Annotated in this window: 12 protein-coding genes and 12 tRNA genes; 21 read left to right on the top strand and 3 right to left on the bottom strand. The window is 42.6% G+C overall.

The genetic code is table 11. The features are described 5' to 3' along the window. Nucleotides 1-3 precede the first annotated feature (3 nt). The 3 genes from CYL31_RS10970 to CYL31_RS10960 are packed head-to-tail and all read left to right on the top strand — an operon-like array spanning nucleotide 4 to nucleotide 2,405. Nucleotides 4-543 carry an elongation factor P hydroxylase gene (locus CYL31_RS10970; RefSeq protein ID WP_212915293.1) on the top strand — a complete coding sequence of 180 codons (540 nt, stop codon included), beginning with the start codon at nucleotides 4-6 and terminating at the stop codon, nucleotides 541-543. Further along, nucleotides 524-1,666, top strand: coding sequence for a 4-phosphoerythronate dehydrogenase (locus tag CYL31_RS10965; protein ID WP_212915292.1), 1,143 nt, complete (start codon nucleotides 524-526; stop codon nucleotides 1,664-1,666). The genes CYL31_RS10970 and CYL31_RS10965 overlap by 20 nt, the downstream gene beginning before the upstream one ends. Nucleotides 1,667-1,682: 16 nt before the next feature. Continuing rightward, complete coding sequence (locus tag CYL31_RS10960) at nucleotides 1,683-2,405, top strand: flagellar brake protein (protein ID WP_212915291.1); 723 nt, start codon at nucleotides 1,683-1,685, stop codon at nucleotides 2,403-2,405. A gap of 68 nt (nucleotides 2,406-2,473) precedes the next feature. Here CYL31_RS10960 and htpX read toward each other — a convergent pair whose 3' ends face one another. From htpX to CYL31_RS10945, 3 genes are all read right to left on the bottom strand, one after another. Next, nucleotides 2,474-3,352, bottom strand: a complete 879-nt coding sequence (htpX, locus tag CYL31_RS10955) for a protease HtpX (RefSeq protein WP_212915290.1) — start codon at nucleotides 3,350-3,352, stop codon at nucleotides 2,474-2,476. Nucleotides 3,353-3,419: 67 nt separating this feature from the next. After that, a complete protein-coding gene (locus tag CYL31_RS10950) occupies nucleotides 3,420-4,637 on the bottom strand; it encodes a pyridoxal phosphate-dependent aminotransferase (protein ID WP_283248192.1) in 1,218 nt (405 codons plus the stop codon). A gap of 196 nt (nucleotides 4,638-4,833) precedes the next feature. Continuing rightward, the gene (locus CYL31_RS10945; RefSeq protein ID WP_212915288.1) at nucleotides 4,834-5,403 is read right to left on the bottom strand and encodes a YajG family lipoprotein; all 570 of its coding nucleotides are present in this window, start codon (nucleotides 5,401-5,403) and stop codon (nucleotides 4,834-4,836) included. A gap of 131 nt (nucleotides 5,404-5,534) precedes the next feature. Between CYL31_RS10945 and CYL31_RS10940 the strand changes: the two genes are divergently transcribed. The 18 genes from CYL31_RS10940 (at nucleotide 5,535) to CYL31_RS10855 (ending at nucleotide 14,145) form a co-directional block, all read left to right on the top strand. Beyond that, nucleotides 5,535-5,610 (top strand) — tRNA-Glu (locus tag CYL31_RS10940). A 60-nt stretch (nucleotides 5,611-5,670) separates the two neighbouring features. Beyond that, nucleotides 5,671-5,745: transfer RNA gene (locus tag CYL31_RS10935), tRNA-Gly, on the top strand. A 58-nt stretch (nucleotides 5,746-5,803) separates the two neighbouring features. Further along, nucleotides 5,804-5,879 (top strand) — tRNA-Glu (locus CYL31_RS10930). An 82-nt stretch (nucleotides 5,880-5,961) separates the two neighbouring features. Then, nucleotides 5,962-6,036: transfer RNA gene (locus tag CYL31_RS10925), tRNA-Gly, on the top strand. Between the two features lie 60 nt (nucleotides 6,037-6,096). Beyond that, nucleotides 6,097-6,172: transfer RNA gene (locus tag CYL31_RS10920), tRNA-Glu, on the top strand. A gap of 81 nt (nucleotides 6,173-6,253) precedes the next feature. Continuing rightward, a tRNA-Gly gene (locus tag CYL31_RS10915) sits at nucleotides 6,254-6,328 on the top strand. A gap of 60 nt (nucleotides 6,329-6,388) precedes the next feature. Continuing rightward, a tRNA-Glu gene (locus CYL31_RS10910) sits at nucleotides 6,389-6,464 on the top strand. Nucleotides 6,465-6,546: 82 nt separating this feature from the next. Further along, a tRNA-Gly gene (locus tag CYL31_RS10905) sits at nucleotides 6,547-6,621 on the top strand. 57 nt (nucleotides 6,622-6,678) lie between these two features. Further along, nucleotides 6,679-6,754, top strand: a tRNA-Glu gene (locus CYL31_RS10900). 65 nt (nucleotides 6,755-6,819) lie between these two features. Further along, a tRNA-Glu gene (locus CYL31_RS10895) sits at nucleotides 6,820-6,895 on the top strand. A 56-nt stretch (nucleotides 6,896-6,951) separates the two neighbouring features. Beyond that, nucleotides 6,952-7,026: transfer RNA gene (locus CYL31_RS10890), tRNA-Gly, on the top strand. Between the two features lie 56 nt (nucleotides 7,027-7,082). Further along, nucleotides 7,083-7,158: transfer RNA gene (locus tag CYL31_RS10885), tRNA-Glu, on the top strand. 48 nt (nucleotides 7,159-7,206) lie between these two features. Continuing rightward, complete coding sequence (pabC, locus tag CYL31_RS10880) at nucleotides 7,207-8,034, top strand: aminodeoxychorismate lyase (RefSeq protein WP_212915287.1); 828 nt, start codon at nucleotides 7,207-7,209, stop codon at nucleotides 8,032-8,034. Continuing rightward, the gene (mltG, locus tag CYL31_RS10875; protein ID WP_212915286.1) at nucleotides 8,021-9,052 is read left to right on the top strand and encodes an endolytic transglycosylase MltG; all 1,032 of its coding nucleotides are present in this window, start codon (nucleotides 8,021-8,023) and stop codon (nucleotides 9,050-9,052) included. Before pabC ends, mltG begins: the two co-directional genes overlap by 14 nt. Nucleotides 9,053-9,064: 12 nt before the next feature. After that, the gene (tmk, locus tag CYL31_RS10870) at nucleotides 9,065-9,703 is read left to right on the top strand and encodes a dTMP kinase (protein WP_212915285.1); all 639 of its coding nucleotides are present in this window, start codon (nucleotides 9,065-9,067) and stop codon (nucleotides 9,701-9,703) included. After that, nucleotides 9,704-10,642, top strand: coding sequence for a DNA polymerase III subunit delta' (gene holB, locus CYL31_RS10865; protein ID WP_212915284.1), 939 nt, complete (start codon nucleotides 9,704-9,706; stop codon nucleotides 10,640-10,642). 7 nt (nucleotides 10,643-10,649) lie between these two features. Beyond that, on the top strand, nucleotides 10,650-11,468 hold the full coding sequence (locus CYL31_RS10860) for a TatD family hydrolase (protein ID WP_212915283.1): 819 nt from the start codon (nucleotides 10,650-10,652) through the stop codon (nucleotides 11,466-11,468). Nucleotides 11,469-11,661: 193 nt separating this feature from the next. Beyond that, on the top strand, nucleotides 11,662-14,145 hold the full coding sequence (locus CYL31_RS10855; RefSeq protein ID WP_212915282.1) for a Lon protease family protein: 2,484 nt from the start codon (nucleotides 11,662-11,664) through the stop codon (nucleotides 14,143-14,145). Nucleotides 14,146-14,208: the final 63 nt, after the last annotated feature.

The following is a 14,208-nucleotide window of genomic DNA, read 5'->3' as shown; positions in this document are numbered from 1 at the left end:
CAGTTGGCAAGTGCAATACAGCTTGTGGAAGCCTTCAGCGCCTGTTTCCTTTCAAGTTTTAATACCCGCCTTATTGGTGGTGCAGATGAGCCTCTTTATCTGCCCGCTGAGCCAAATGGCTCGGCTGCTATATATTTCCGTTTTGATTATCCTTCAAGCGCGCTGCATGAAGTCAGTCATTGGTGTATTGCTGGGCGCGAAAGGCGATTGCTAGAAGATTATGGTTATTGGTATGAGTCGGATTCGCGTAACTTACAAACGCAAAAAGAGTTTGAAAAAGTTGAGGTGAAACCTCAGGCGGTCGAGTGTATTTTACATTGGGCGGCGGGGTTACCTTTTCGTGTCAGTGTGGATAATTTGTCTATGCCCGATTATGACGCGAAAGATTTTGAACGGGCAGTAATGTCTCAGGTTAGCCAATATATCGTTTCTGGTTTGCCAGAAAGGGCAGAGGTCTTTTCTAAGTATTTATTGGCACAGCGTCTTCCTGATCAAATATTTAATGAGTTTTTAAAACGACAGTATGAAAATTATTGCAGATGAGAATATGCCAAATGCTAAAGCCTTGTTTTCGCATTTAGGTGTCGTTGAGTTAGTGAATGGTCGAATGCTAACTCATGAACAAGTAAAAGACGCTGATGTGCTTCTGGTGCGTTCGGTGACAAAGGTGACTCAGGGGTTGCTTGAAGGTAGTTCTGTTCGTTTTGTCGGTAGTGCCACAATAGGCGTTGATCATATTGATTTGGATTATCTTGCCAAATCAAATATCACCTTTAGTAGTGCGCCAGGGTGCAATGCAGACGCTGTTGCCGATTATGTTTTTAGTGGCTTAAGCCACCTATATATGACGAAAAAATTTAGCTGGCTAAGTAAAAAAATCGGCATTATTGGTTATGGTAATGTTGGTAAAACCGTTTATGACCGTTTTGCCAGTATGGGTTGTCAGGTATGCGTTTATGATCCTTTTAAAGAAAAGAGTGGTAGCTCGGCTAACTTTGCTTCTTTGAAGGATATTCTTGCTTGTGACGTGATTTCTTTGCATGCACCATTAACCAGTTCTGGTCTTTATCCAACAAAAGGGATGATAGGAAGTGGAGAGCTTGCTCAGCTGTCTGCGGGTGTTGCTATTGTTTCTGCCGGTCGAGGTGGGGTTATTGATGAGATTGCTTTGCTTGAACGACATAAACAGTTAAATGGTAATATTCACCTAGTGCTAGACGTGTGGGATGGTGAGCCTATCATCAATCAAGAGCTGGTTTCTATTGTTGATATTGCAACTCCTCATATTGCAGGTTATAGCAAGCAAGGTCGTGAAAAAGGCACATGGATGGTATATCAGGCCCTGTGTCGGTATTTAGAGCTAAATGCTGATGTTGTTAGTAAAAGTGATGCTATCAGTGCTGGGTGGTTTTCTTCTGTTAATGTTGGCGCTGAAACACCTCAAGAAGAAATGCTAGCTCGAAGTGTGCAGGCAATTTATGATGTGTCAAGGGATGACGTGAGATTGCGTTATAAATATCGAGAAAATAAAGAAAAAAATGTTTTTGATTGGTTGAGAAAGCATTACGTTGAAAGAGATGAATTTAATACTTGTATCGTTAATGCTAGTAGTTGTGATGCAGGACATATTTTGAGTGCCGCTGGTTTTTCAGTAGAAAATAAATAATAGCTAAGGTAAGTGCATGGCTGGAGTAATGCAGGTTGATCTAGGAGATCTTGATGTACCAATAGGGACAAATGTTCAGGTGGAGTTTATCTCTCCTCCAGGGCGCTATATGGTGAAAGTCCTTGGTAATATTCCAAGAAGCTCGCTGATTGTGTCTTGCCCTAAGTTAAATGGAAAGAATATATTGGTGAGAGAAAGTCAGGTTGTCAATGTTCGTCTGATGCTGAGTACTCATGTTTGTGCTTTCTCGAGTAAAATTGCTAAAAGCTATATGGAACCCGCAGCCCACCTTCATATTGCTTATCCAAGCTATGTCGAAACATCTGAGGTGCGTCAGGCGGTTCGTGTTGAGACCCGTCTGATATCTAATATAGAGCCCAATGGGCTAGCAACATCAATTGGTGGTTCTTCTTCAGCGATTGTTATTGATTTGAGTCTTGGTGGCGCTAAATTGATTTCTAAAGAGGATTTTGGTTCAGTCAATCAGACGATGCGTTTAGCTTGTAATGTCAAAATCGGTCCTTATAGTCACATTCTTAAGTTGGATTGTGAAATTCGCTCCCAAGAAATTCAGATGCTTGAGCAAGTTCAAGCAACTTTGGTTGATAACGATTTTTTGAATCGAATGGGTGTTGAGTACTTCTATGTTTATGGTGTGCGCTTTGTAGATGTCTCAAAGGAGGCGGGGATTCCATTGATGGCATTTATTTTGGAGACTCAGCATAATAAAGCAAAATAAAGCTTTGGTCTTTCAGGTAAAAAAACGCCAGCATTAGCTGGCGTTTTTTTGTGTCTATTGCTTAACTGTTATAGCGCTTGAAGTGCTTTGATGCGGTCTTCAATTGGCGGGTGACTTGAGAAAAGTTCCCCCATCGTTGGTTTTTTACCGCGGCGAATACCGAAAGCAAGCATGGAGTCTGGCATGCGGCTCTCTTCGTGCTCTTGTTGTAGTCGAGCAAGAGCGGCAATCATTGCTCCTTTTCCAGCTAATCGTGCGCCAGCTTCGTCTGCTCTGAACTCTCTGAAGCGTGAGAACCACATAACAATTATAGATGCCAAAATACCGAAGACAATTTCAAATATGAATGTTGCAATGTAGTAGCCCCAGCCAACAGAGCCTTCATTGTCATCTTTACGCAAGAATTGATCGACAGCATAAGCGGCGATACGAGCAAAAAACATAACGAACGTGTTAACTACGCCCTGGACGAGAGATAAAGTAATCATGTCGCCATTTGCAACGTGACCGATTTCATGGCCAAGTACGGCTTTAATTTCATCAGGCGAGAAGCGGTCTAGCATGCCGCTGGAAACGGCGACTAAAGCGGCGTTTTTATTCCAGCCTGTTGCAAATGCATTAGCTTCATATGCGGGAAAGATAGCCACTTCTGGCATTTTGATTCCGGCTTTCTGTGAAAGCTCTTTTACCGTATCAAGCAACCATACTTCTTTGTGGTTGCGTGGTTGTTCGATAACAACGGCACCTGATCCGCGTTTTGCCATCCACTTTGAGAGAAGTAGTGAGATTAAGCTGCCAGTAAAGCCAAACACACCACAGAAAATAAGCAGCGAGGTGAAATCTAGGCCATTGCTGGTCATGTAACCGTTAACGCCTAAAAGGCTTAAAACAATACCTGCTACCACCATGACAGCTAAGTTTGTCAGTAAAAACAGAATAATACGCATTACTATGCTCCTTAAAAAACTGTTAAGGAGCATAGTAGGGCTTTCTTGGATTATTTCAAGAGAGAGGTTAACGCTTTCTTAATCTACCTAAAAACGCTGCAAATCTTTCCATAGCGGGGGTTAGCTCTTCGATATGAGGAAGAAAAACGAAACGTACATGGTCCGGTGTCGGCCAGTTGAATCCAGTACCTTGAACTATGAGTACTTTTTCTTCTCGTAAGAATTGCAAAACAAGATCCATATCATTTTTGATTTTGTACATTTTTGGATCAAGTCTAGGGAATAAATACAGTGCACCTTCTGGTTTATGGCAGTGGACCCCTGGAATTGAGTCGAGAGCTTCCCATGCTACCTTGCGCTGTTCATAGAAACGACCACCAGGCACGATAAGTTCGTTTATGCTTTGGTAACCTCCTAATGCGGTTTGTACGGCGTGTTGGGCGGGCACATTGGCACATAGTCGCATTGAGCTAAGGATGTCTAGGCCTTCTATGTAGTCGCTTATGCCGCTTCGATCGCCAGTAATCACCATCCATCCTGAGCGGAATCCAGCTGTTCGATACACTTTTGAAAGTCCGCCAAAGGTAATGCAGGGTGCGCGTCCTTCTGTAAGGGTCGCTGTCGGTATGTGCTTAGCTTCGTCGTATAGAATTTTGTCGTAAATTTCATCTGAGAAAATTAGCAGATTGTGTTCTTCTGCCAGTTCAATAATGGCTTCAAGAATGCCTTTCTCATAAACCGCACCCGTTGGGTTGTTTGGATTAATAATGACAATGGCTTTTGTTTTGTTTGAAATCTTAGAGCGGATGTCGTTGATGTCTGGCTGCCAACCTGAGCCTTCATCACATAAATAGTGTCTCACGTAACCGCCAGCTAGCGTCGCTGCCGCTGTCCAAAGAGGGTAGTCGGGCGCTGGTATTAATATTTCATCGCCGTCATTCAATAGGCCCTGCATGGCCATGACAATAAGTTCACTAACGCCGTTGCCCATCCAAACGTGATTTACGTCGGCCGATTTAATGCCCATGGCTTGGTATTTCTGCATAACAGCTTTACGGGCAGAAAAAAGCCCCTTGGATTCACAGTAGCCTTGAGAAGTTGGTAGGTTGCGAATAACGTCAACTAATATTTCGTCAGGTGCTTCAAAGCCAAATGGCGCGGGGTTGCCTATGTTGAGTTTGAGTATGCGTTGACCTTCTTCTTCCATTCGCACAGCTTCTTTTAAGACTGGACCACGGATTTCATAACATATATTAGCGAGTTTGTTTGATTTGCGAATTTGCACCACTTTATCCTTACTGAAGCTGGGCGGAGGAAATGTTAACTTTACTCCTTACTTGAGCGCATTCAAGATGGAGGCTTGAGATATAGGTAAAAAATTGGCTTGGATCTATAAAGATAAGTGGTGCTGGTGATTAGTTATCATAAAAAAGCCTGACTGAATGTTAATCAGTCAGGCTTTTTTATTTTATTGAATGGTTTTATTTGAGTAGGGCGATAATGTTTGGATCAGTTAATAGGCGATTAACTGTTTGGCTTGCAAGTGCATTCATATCGTCTTGAACTGCTTGTTGATAAGGCATGGTGCCGTACTCTCTAACTTTTTGAGATCCATAGTTAGCTTTATAAGTTTGTCCTTTTGTCGCTAATGTTGCTCTTAGTTCGAATTGTAGTGTGGCAACAGTCTTGAGTGTTTCTACTTTTGTTGTGTAGCTCATCTTGGTTATTTCGATTTTCAGATCTGCTGCAGGCATTAGACCTTGATCTGGAGTGAAGCCCATTTTGCGTAATCCGCTTAGTACACTGTCTTTAACACTCTGCTTTACATCATTTGTTGTGAAAATATCAGCTCGTTCATTTATGCCGGTTTTAATTGAGCCAACAGCATTGGTTAATTTTGTACTGGTGGTTACATCAATAACTCTTTCGTTAGAAAGGGCTGCTGTCTTAACGTCTTCTTGTGGAGTGATGCTTATATAGTGCGTTGTAGAGCAGCCAGCTAATAAAAGCGTCGAAAGGGACAAGGTTAGAAATAGTTGTTTGTTTAGCATAATAGCTCCGATCAGATTGATTTCTAAAGCGACTTTTTATCTAAGTAGCTTAAATTAATGAAAAAAACTGTTGATTTTAAGATTGGTAACAGTAATATACGCACCCGCTCACACAGCAAGATTAAAACGTTGTCCCATTCGTCTAGAGGCCTAGGACACCGCCCTTTCACGGCGGTAACAGGGGTTCGAACCCCCTATGGGACGCCATCCTTTCACACGGTTGGCTGTATAGTCTACATAAACTTAGTGCTGAATGAGAAGTTTTTTGCGGGAATAGCTCAGTGGTAGAGCACAACCTTGCCAAGGTTGGGGTCGCGAGTTCGAGCCTCGTTTCCCGCTCCACTTTCTTTAATATAGAAAGTTTAAGAAAATAGTTATAGCTCTATAAAAGCTAAATTGTGTCCCATTCGTCTAGAGGCCTAGGACACCGCCCTTTCACGGCGGTAACAGGGGTTCGAACCCCCTATGGGACGCCACTTTTAAATTAACCTTGCAGTTTGGCAAGGTTAATAGACAGTCCACTCGTTTATGCGAATAAAGAGTAGGGGTGTTAGTAATGCGGGAATAGCTCAGTGGTAGAGCACAACCTTGCCAAGGTTGGGGTCGCGAGTTCGAGCCTCGTTTCCCGCTCCACTTTCTTTAAGTAGAAAGTTTGAAAAGAAGATAGTTATAGCACTATAAAAGCTAAACTGTGTCCCATTCGTCTAGAGGCCTAGGACACCGCCCTTTCACGGCGGTAACAGGGGTTCGAACCCCCTATGGGACGCCATTTTAAATTGATCTTGCAGTTTGGTAAGGTTAATAGACAGTCCACTCGATTATGCGAATAAAGAGTAGGGGTGTTAGCAATGCGGGAATAGCTCAGTGGTAGAGCACAACCTTGCCAAGGTTGGGGTCGCGAGTTCGAGCCTCGTTTCCCGCTCCACTTTCTTTAAGTAGAAAGTTTGAAAAGAAGATAGTTATAGCACTATAAAAGCTAAACTGTGTCCCATTCGTCTAGAGGCCTAGGACACCGCCCTTTCACGGCGGTAACAGGGGTTCGAACCCCCTATGGGACGCCATTTTTAAATTGATCTTGCAATTTGGCGAGATTAATAGACAGTCCACTCGATTATGCGAATAAAGAGTAGGGGTGTTAGCAATGCGGGAATAGCTCAGTGGTAGAGCACAACCTTGCCAAGGTTGGGGTCGCGAGTTCGAGCCTCGTTTCCCGCTCCACTTTCTTTAAATAGAAAGTTTAAGAAGATAGCTGTAGCTCTATAAAAGCTAAATTGTGTCCCATTCGTCTAGAGGCCTAGGACACCGCCCTTTCACGGCGGTAACAGGGGTTCGAACCCCCTATGGGACGCCACTTTTACATTTTTAATGCAAAAGTGATGTTAGGAACGTGAAATTGTTAGTGTAATAAAAGTTTATGTCCCATTCGTCTAGAGGCCTAGGACACCGCCCTTTCACGGCGGTAACAGGGGTTCGAACCCCCTATGGGACGCCACTTTTACCTTTTTATTAAAGGTAAAATATTGCTAAGTAGTGTATAGCAATAAAAATGCGGGAATAGCTCAGTGGTAGAGCACAACCTTGCCAAGGTTGGGGTCGCGAGTTCGAGCCTCGTTTCCCGCTCCACTTTCTTTAAATAGAAAGTTTAAGAAGATAGTTATAGCTCTATAAAAGCTAAATGTGTCCCATTCGTCTAGAGGCCTAGGACACCGCCCTTTCACGGCGGTAACAGGGGTTCGAACCCCCTATGGGACGCCATCCTTTTTTGCGCTATCATAGCTAACCTTCATTTTTGAGTTTTTAGCCATGACTTGGTTTGTCAATTACAGATTAGACAATTCGGTTTCCGTTGCTGATCGTGGTTTGGCTTACGGCGATGGCGTTTTTGAAACTATCCGTGTTTTTCCTCAGTGCTTCTTACAAATCAATGATCACCTTTCTCGTCTTTTTCGTGGGCTTTCTAAGCTTGCTATGCCTTTTTCTTCGGATCAAAAATCATCTCTGTATAATTTCTTGCATTCCGATGTTTTGCCATTCATAAATGAAGAATCTGTCGTAAAGATCATTGTCAGTCGAGGCGAGGGCGGAAGAGGTTATTTAGCGCCTGAGAGCTGTATTCATTCCATTATTATCGGTATCCTACCTGCGCCTGATTACCAAATTCATCGAGAAAAAGGTGTTTCGCTTTCCGTTTCCCCCGTTCCTGTCAGTTCAAATCGTTTTCTTTCGGGCATCAAGCATTTAAACCGACTTGAAAATGTGATTGCTAAGCAATATTTATCGTCACCTGATTTTGAAGCAATTATGGTGAACGGTAATAGAGAGTTGGTTGAGTGTATTCAGAGCAATATTTTTTGGTGTAAACAAGGCCAGCTTTATACGCCTTCGCTTGAACAATCCGGTGTGCAAGGTACTTATAGAAAAGCCATTATTGAAAATCAATCTAATTATATTGTTCAAGTTGGGCGTTTTTTACTTGGTGACTTGATGGCTGCGGATGAGGTGTTTATTACAAATAGTCTGATGGGTGTCGTTCCTGTCATCAGTGTTACTGGAGTATCTTTTCCAATTGGGGTTCATACCCGGAAATTACAAATTTTAATGCAAGCTAAGGATATGCATGGCGTTCATTAAGTGGTTTTACCGCGTTGTTTTTTTATCCATTACATTGTCAGCTATTTTGGCTGGCTATCTTTATCACTCTATTACAGCTCCTGTCGAAATAACCTCCAAAGAAGAGTTTGAAGTTAAGGCCGGAGATACTGCTTATAGCATAGGCAATGAGCTGAGTGAAAAGGGTTTGATTGATAGCCCATATTTGACTCGGGTAGTTGCGAAGCTACATTCAGAGTGGGTACCTAAGGTTGGTAAGTATGCAATCAAACCTGAGATGAATTTATTGGATATCATGGCACTGTTTGATTCAGGGCAATCTATTTTTTATTCCATTGCTTTGTTGGAAGGAAAGACCACCCGTGATTTTCTATTGGCAATGCAAGCTCGTGGAAATATCACTATGACCTTGCTGGATGCATCGAATGAAGAAATAGTAAAAAAAGTAGGCTTAGATGTTTCACACCCTGAAGGCCAGTTTTTTGCCAATACCTATCGCTACCATGAAGGCGATACTGACGTTAGCATATTGAAACATGCACATGAATTAATGGCTCAGACATTGACTAATTTATGGGAGAATAAAGTGCCTAATTTACCTTATAAATCGCCTTATGAAGCCTTGATTATGGCGTCCATTATCGAGAAAGAAACCGGCGTGCCTTACGAGCGGCCATTGATTTCTCAAGTCTTTATTAGTCGCTTGGAAAAAGGCATGCGTCTACAAACGGATCCTACGGTTATCTACGGCCTTGGTGATTTGTTCAAAGGCAATTTGACACGCAAAGGCTTACAAGATTCATCACCGTATAACACCTATAGAATTTATGGCTTACCGCCAACTCCGATAGCTAATGTCGGTCGTGAGGCTATTGAAGCAGCATTAAACCCTGAGCAAACAGAAGCCCTGTATTTTGTTGCTAAAGGCGATGGTACGCATGCTTTTTCCAATACGCTGAAAGAGCACAATCAAGCGGTCAGAAAATATCAGTTTAAACGTCGAGAAGACTATCGTTCGACTCCAGTCATTGCGAAATAGAGGAATAGTGGTATGAGAGGTAAATTTATTTCTCTTGAGGGTGGAGAAGGTAGTGGTAAAACGACGGCGATTCATTTTATTCGTCAGTGGTTAGATGATCACAATATTCCATACATAATGACGCGTGAACCGGGTGGCACGCCACTTGCCGAAGAAATTCGTCAGCTTATTTTGTCCCCACGTGATGAAGCGGTAAATGATGTGACTGAACTATTGCTTGTTTTTGCAGCAAGAGCCCAGCATTTAGCGGAAAAAATTCAACCCGCATTAGAAAAAGGGATTTGGGTGATCAGCGATCGCTTTTTGGATTCAAGTTACGTTTATCAAGGTAAGGCACGTGGTGGTGATATCGCCATGCTTGATCAATTGGCAAATTGGATCGTAGGCGATAATAAGCCTGACGCCACATTGGTTTTAGATGTGCCTGTTGAAGTAGGGCAAGAACGCGTTGTACAGCGTCAACATCAAGACCGTTTAGACAAAGAGTCACTAGCATTCCATCAAAAAGTTCGTGATGGTTTTCTTGAGAGAGCGAAAGCGGACCCTAAAAGAGTTAAAGTTGTTGATGCTAGTCAGTCTTTAGAATCAGTCAAAAAACAGATTGAAGAGCAGCTGGCAAAACTAAACAAAACTTGGGCTGGTGACTGTTAGATGGCAAATATTGCTGATTGGTTGATTCCGTGTTTGCGCCAAGTTCAGGTGCTGAAACAAACCAAAAGCCTTTCTCATGCGTTATTAATTACTGGTGCTGATGGCGTTGGGCAAGAAGAACTTGCCCATGAAATGGTAAAAGATTTAATGTGCGAAAGGGATCAGGCTGCCGCGTGTGGGTCCTGTCATTCTTGTCAGCTGATGAGTGCTGATACGCACCCTGATTTTCGCGTTTTAGATGGCGAAGCCTCAACGATAAAAGTTGATCAAGTTCGTTTATTGGTTCGTCAAATTAGCCAAAAGCCCCAAGTCGGTCAAAATAAAGTCGTATTAATTACTCACGCACAAGCGATGAATATTAATGCAGCCAATGCTGTATTAAAAGCACTTGAAGAACCTGCCGATAGAACCTTTTTTGTGTTGACTAGTTCTGAATCTACTAGCCTTTTACCGACGATTCGTAGCCGTTGTTTATTGGTTAACGTGCCGACCCCGAGTATGAGTGACGTTAAATCATGGTTGATGCAGCAACCAGATGGTGAAACCTTAAGTTCGTTGTTTTGGTTAACCACTCAGCCGTTTCGTTTATTGACGATTCAGCAGCAAGGTAAAACTCAACTGTACGCAGCTTTGCCTGATCAATTGGCTGCTATGTTACGAGGCTCTTCATCAGTCTCGGCTGTATTGAAAGGGCTAGACAGTAGCAATATTGAAGATTACTGCAACGGCTTAGCGGCGATTCTTCACCAATGCATTTGCCACTCTACTGGTGCGCCTATTGATGAAGCACTTCAAGGGATTTATGACACGCTGATTGCTCGTCTAGGTATTCAAACTCTCATGCTGCGCTATCAATCGTTGCAAAAATTGAAGTCAGACCTTCAAAAAACAAATTTAAACCCCATTATGCAACTCACACACGAATTGAATCAGTGGTAAACCAACTATGTTAATTGATACCCATTGCCATCTTGATATGCTCGATCTGGCTCCACATAACAATGATATAAATTCCGTCATTGATGCCGCGTACCGCAAGGGCGTAAGACAGCTAGTTACTATTTCTGTCGATCTTAACAAAATGGATGCCGTGCTTGGTTTTACCAACCGTGACGGAGTCTACGCGAGTTGTGGTGTGCATCCATTACAGAGTGAAGGTCTTGTTACCGACGAGAATCTACTGCGCCAGTACGCTGCTGATCCAAAAGTAATCGCGATCGGTGAAACGGGTTTAGATTATTTTTATGAAGCATCAGCAGAGGCTCATGAGGCTCAGAAGGTGAGTTTTATTCATCATCTTAAAGCAGCTGGCAGCCTTGGCCTACCTGTGATTGTTCATACCAGAAATGCAAAAGAAGACACTTTGTCTTTGATCAAGCAATATGGCAATCGTGATAGTGCTGGTGTGCTGCATTGTTTTACTGAAGATTACGACATGGCAAAAGCGGCATTAGATGAAAACTATCTGATTTCTATTTCTGGCATTGTGACATTTAAAACCGCACAAGATCTAAAAGAAACCGTTCGCAAGCTACCATTAGAATCTTTGATTGTTGAAACAGATTCGCCTTATTTAGCGCCCGTACCTTATCGTGGTAAAAAAAATGAGCCCCAGTATGTTTCTGAAGTGGCCCAATATGTGGCGGATCTAAAAGGCATTCGTTATGAAGCCTTATTAGAAGCGACTGCTGCTAATTTCCATAGAGTTTTTGGAAAAGCCGATCCGCAGCTTCAGCTACAGAGCTTTCTCCAAGGTACAGTGTAATCGAGTAACAAAAAGTTGGGCAACTGATGTTCGTTTGCTAATAAAGTAGTGATATTTCCTCTTCTATATAGTCGAAGTGAAATCAGAGTGTTAGTCTCAACGTATTGTATTTATTTAAAATATTTGAAAGAAGAGCCTTCTTCTTTCACAAGCCTATTTTTGCATGGCTTGTTAGACATAAGGAAATCCATTGATGTCCAACATGGTTACTTCTCTACCGTATCAAGCTCTTTCAGCCAAAGTTCCTGCTGATCACCTAACCTTCAAAACATTAAACGATATTGAGCCACTCAGCGGTATTTTGGGGCAAGAGCGTGCGGTTGAGGCCATTCAATTTGGTGTGGCGATGCAGCGCCCAGGCTACAATATTTTTGCTATGGGAGATTCAGGCACTGGTCGTTCTTCTTATGTATTAAGCTACTTAAAAAGTGAGGCGAAACGCCGTCCAGCACCTAATGAATGGGCTTATATTAATAACTTTACTGAAAGCCATCGCCCGAAAGCATTAGAGTTTTCTCCGGGTCAAGCGTCTGAATTTGAAAAAGAGATTCGTGCGTTAATTGATGGCCTGATGGTTACCTTCCCAGCGGCTTTTGAAAACCCAACGTATCAGCAACAGAAAAGTGTTATTGACCGTGCTTTTAACGATCAATACGAAGCAGCAATTAATAAAGTAGAGCGTGTGTCTGGCAAAATTGGCGTCGCTATGTTTCGTGACGCATCTTCTGTCAGTTTTGCTCCTATGAAGGATGGCAAAGCTTTAGAAGAAAATGAGTTTGCCGCATTAACCGATGACGAGCGCGATGCATTTCAAGAAGGTGTTTCGACACTTGAAGGGTTGCTTAATGAAGAGTTGTTGGGCTTACCGCAATGGAAGCGCGCAACTTATGAGCAAATTCGCCAGCTAAATTTAGATACTGTCAAAGAAGCGCTAGACCCATTAATGTCTGGGTTGTTTGAAAAGTACAAAGATGATGCTGACATTAGTGCGCATTTAAAAGCGTTGAGAGATGATTTAGACAAAACCATCATTGATCAAATGGCTGACGATAAAGCGTCTGAAAACCGGGATGAAATCGGTCGTCGTCAGTTTTATGAAGAACTGTATTTGCCAAATATCGCTATTACTCATGAAACGAATGGTGGGCAGCCTGTGGTGTACGAGCCACATCCTACTTACCGTAACTTATTTGGTCAGGTAGAACACAGTAGCGATCAAGGTATGTTGGTAACAAGCTACCGTTTGATTCGTTCTGGTAGTTTGCATGCTGCCAATGGTGGTTACTTAATTTTAGACGCCGAAAAGCTGCTAACAGACCATTATTTATGGGAAGCTCTTAAGCGTGCATTAAAGAGCAAGACCATCAAAATTGAGCATCCTTATGCTGACATGGGCTTGATGAATACCACAACTCTATCGCCGCAGGATTTGCCTTTACAGGTGAAAGTGGTATTGATCGGAGCGCGTGATATTTATTACTTGTTACAAGATGCGGATCCTGATTTCCAGGAAATGTTCCGAGTCTTAGTCGATTTCGACGATACTCTAAAACGCTCTAAAGATTCTGAACTGTCCTTTGCTCGCCTAATGAAGGACAGAGTGGATAAAGAAGAATACGCCAACGTAACTCGTGATGGCGTTGCCGCTTTGATCGAATACAGCAGTCGTTTAGCTGAACATCAACGTGAAATGGCGGCAAAAATTGGTGACGTGTTCGAATTGTTAGGTGAGGCCGATTTTGTTCGTCAGATGGCGAAAGACAGTGAAATCACTGCAGACCACATTTCGCGTGCTTTGAAAGCGAAAAAACATCGAACAGGTCGAGTCAGTGAGAAAATCATTGAAGAGATCATCGAAGGTACGGTGTTGCTAGAAAGTGACGGTTATGCAGTGGGTAAAATTAACGGTTTAACCGTTATGCAGATAGGTGATAGTAGCTTTGGTGCCCCTGCTCGTATTTCCACAACGGTTTATCCTGGTGGCAAAGGCATTATTGATATCGAAAGAGAGTCTAATCTCGGTCAAAATATTCACTCTAAAGGTGTGTTGATCTTGTCTGGTTATCTTGGCAATAAATACGCTCAGCGCTTTCCATTAGATATTTCTGCTTCTATCGCTATGGAGCAGAGTTACGGTTATATCGATGGTGACAGTGCTTCTACAGCAGAATTATGCTGTTTGCTGTCCGCATTGATTCAGGTCCCTCTACGTCAGGATCTAGCTATTACTGGTTCGTTAAATCAGTACGGTGAAATTCAGGCCATTGGTGGCGTAAATGAAAAAATTGAAGGTTTCTTTAATGTCTGTAACGCGCGCGGATTAACTGGCACACAAGGTGTGATTATACCTAAATCTAATGCCGTTAATTTGATGTTGAGCGACGAGATTGTCGACGCTGTTCAAGCGGGGATGTTCCATGTTTACGCCATCTCTACCGCCGACGAAGCCTTGCATTTACTGACTGGCATTGAGCCTGGTATTGCCGATGAAGAGGGCGAATACCCAGAAGGTTCGGTATCTGCTCGAGTAATCGAACGACTAGAAGAAATATCTAAGCTTGGTGAAGAAGAGGAAGATGAAGACGACGACTCTGAAGAAGAATCTAATGAATCTTCAAAAACAGATAAAGATAAAAAATCTGAGAAAGTGAAGAAACCAGAAAAAGATAAAAAATAAATGGCGAAGTAAGGGAGTTGTTGCAAGATCTTCCTAGTGCTTGCCATTGGTTCTTTTGATGAT

The sequence above is a fragment of the Marinomonas sp. A3A genome (genome assembly GCF_018336955.1).
Classification (GTDB): domain Bacteria; phylum Pseudomonadota; class Gammaproteobacteria; order Pseudomonadales; family Marinomonadaceae; genus Marinomonas; species Marinomonas lutimaris.
Note: the sequence above shows the minus strand (reverse complement) of the source record. Positions and strands in the feature narration are given on the sequence as shown.

Coding starts and splice junctions, on each gene's coding strand:
- CYL31_RS10965 (WP_212915292.1), top strand. CDS start 524: ATGAAAATTATTGCAGATGAGAATATGCCAAATGCTAAAGCCTTGTTT.
- CYL31_RS10960 (WP_212915291.1), top strand. CDS start 1,683: ATGGCTGGAGTAATGCAGGTTGATCTAGGAGATCTTGATGTACCAATA.
- htpX (WP_212915290.1), bottom strand. CDS start 3,352: ATGCGTATTATTCTGTTTTTACTGACAAACTTAGCTGTCATGGTGGTA.
- CYL31_RS10945 (WP_212915288.1), bottom strand. CDS start 5,403: ATGCTAAACAAACAACTATTTCTAACCTTGTCCCTTTCGACGCTTTTA.
- pabC (WP_212915287.1), top strand. CDS start 7,207: ATGACTTGGTTTGTCAATTACAGATTAGACAATTCGGTTTCCGTTGCT.
- mltG (WP_212915286.1), top strand. CDS start 8,021: ATGGCGTTCATTAAGTGGTTTTACCGCGTTGTTTTTTTATCCATTACA.
- tmk (WP_212915285.1), top strand. CDS start 9,065: ATGAGAGGTAAATTTATTTCTCTTGAGGGTGGAGAAGGTAGTGGTAAA.
- holB (WP_212915284.1), top strand. CDS start 9,704: ATGGCAAATATTGCTGATTGGTTGATTCCGTGTTTGCGCCAAGTTCAG.
- CYL31_RS10860 (WP_212915283.1), top strand. CDS start 10,650: ATGTTAATTGATACCCATTGCCATCTTGATATGCTCGATCTGGCTCCA.
- CYL31_RS10855 (WP_212915282.1), top strand. CDS start 11,662: ATGTCCAACATGGTTACTTCTCTACCGTATCAAGCTCTTTCAGCCAAA.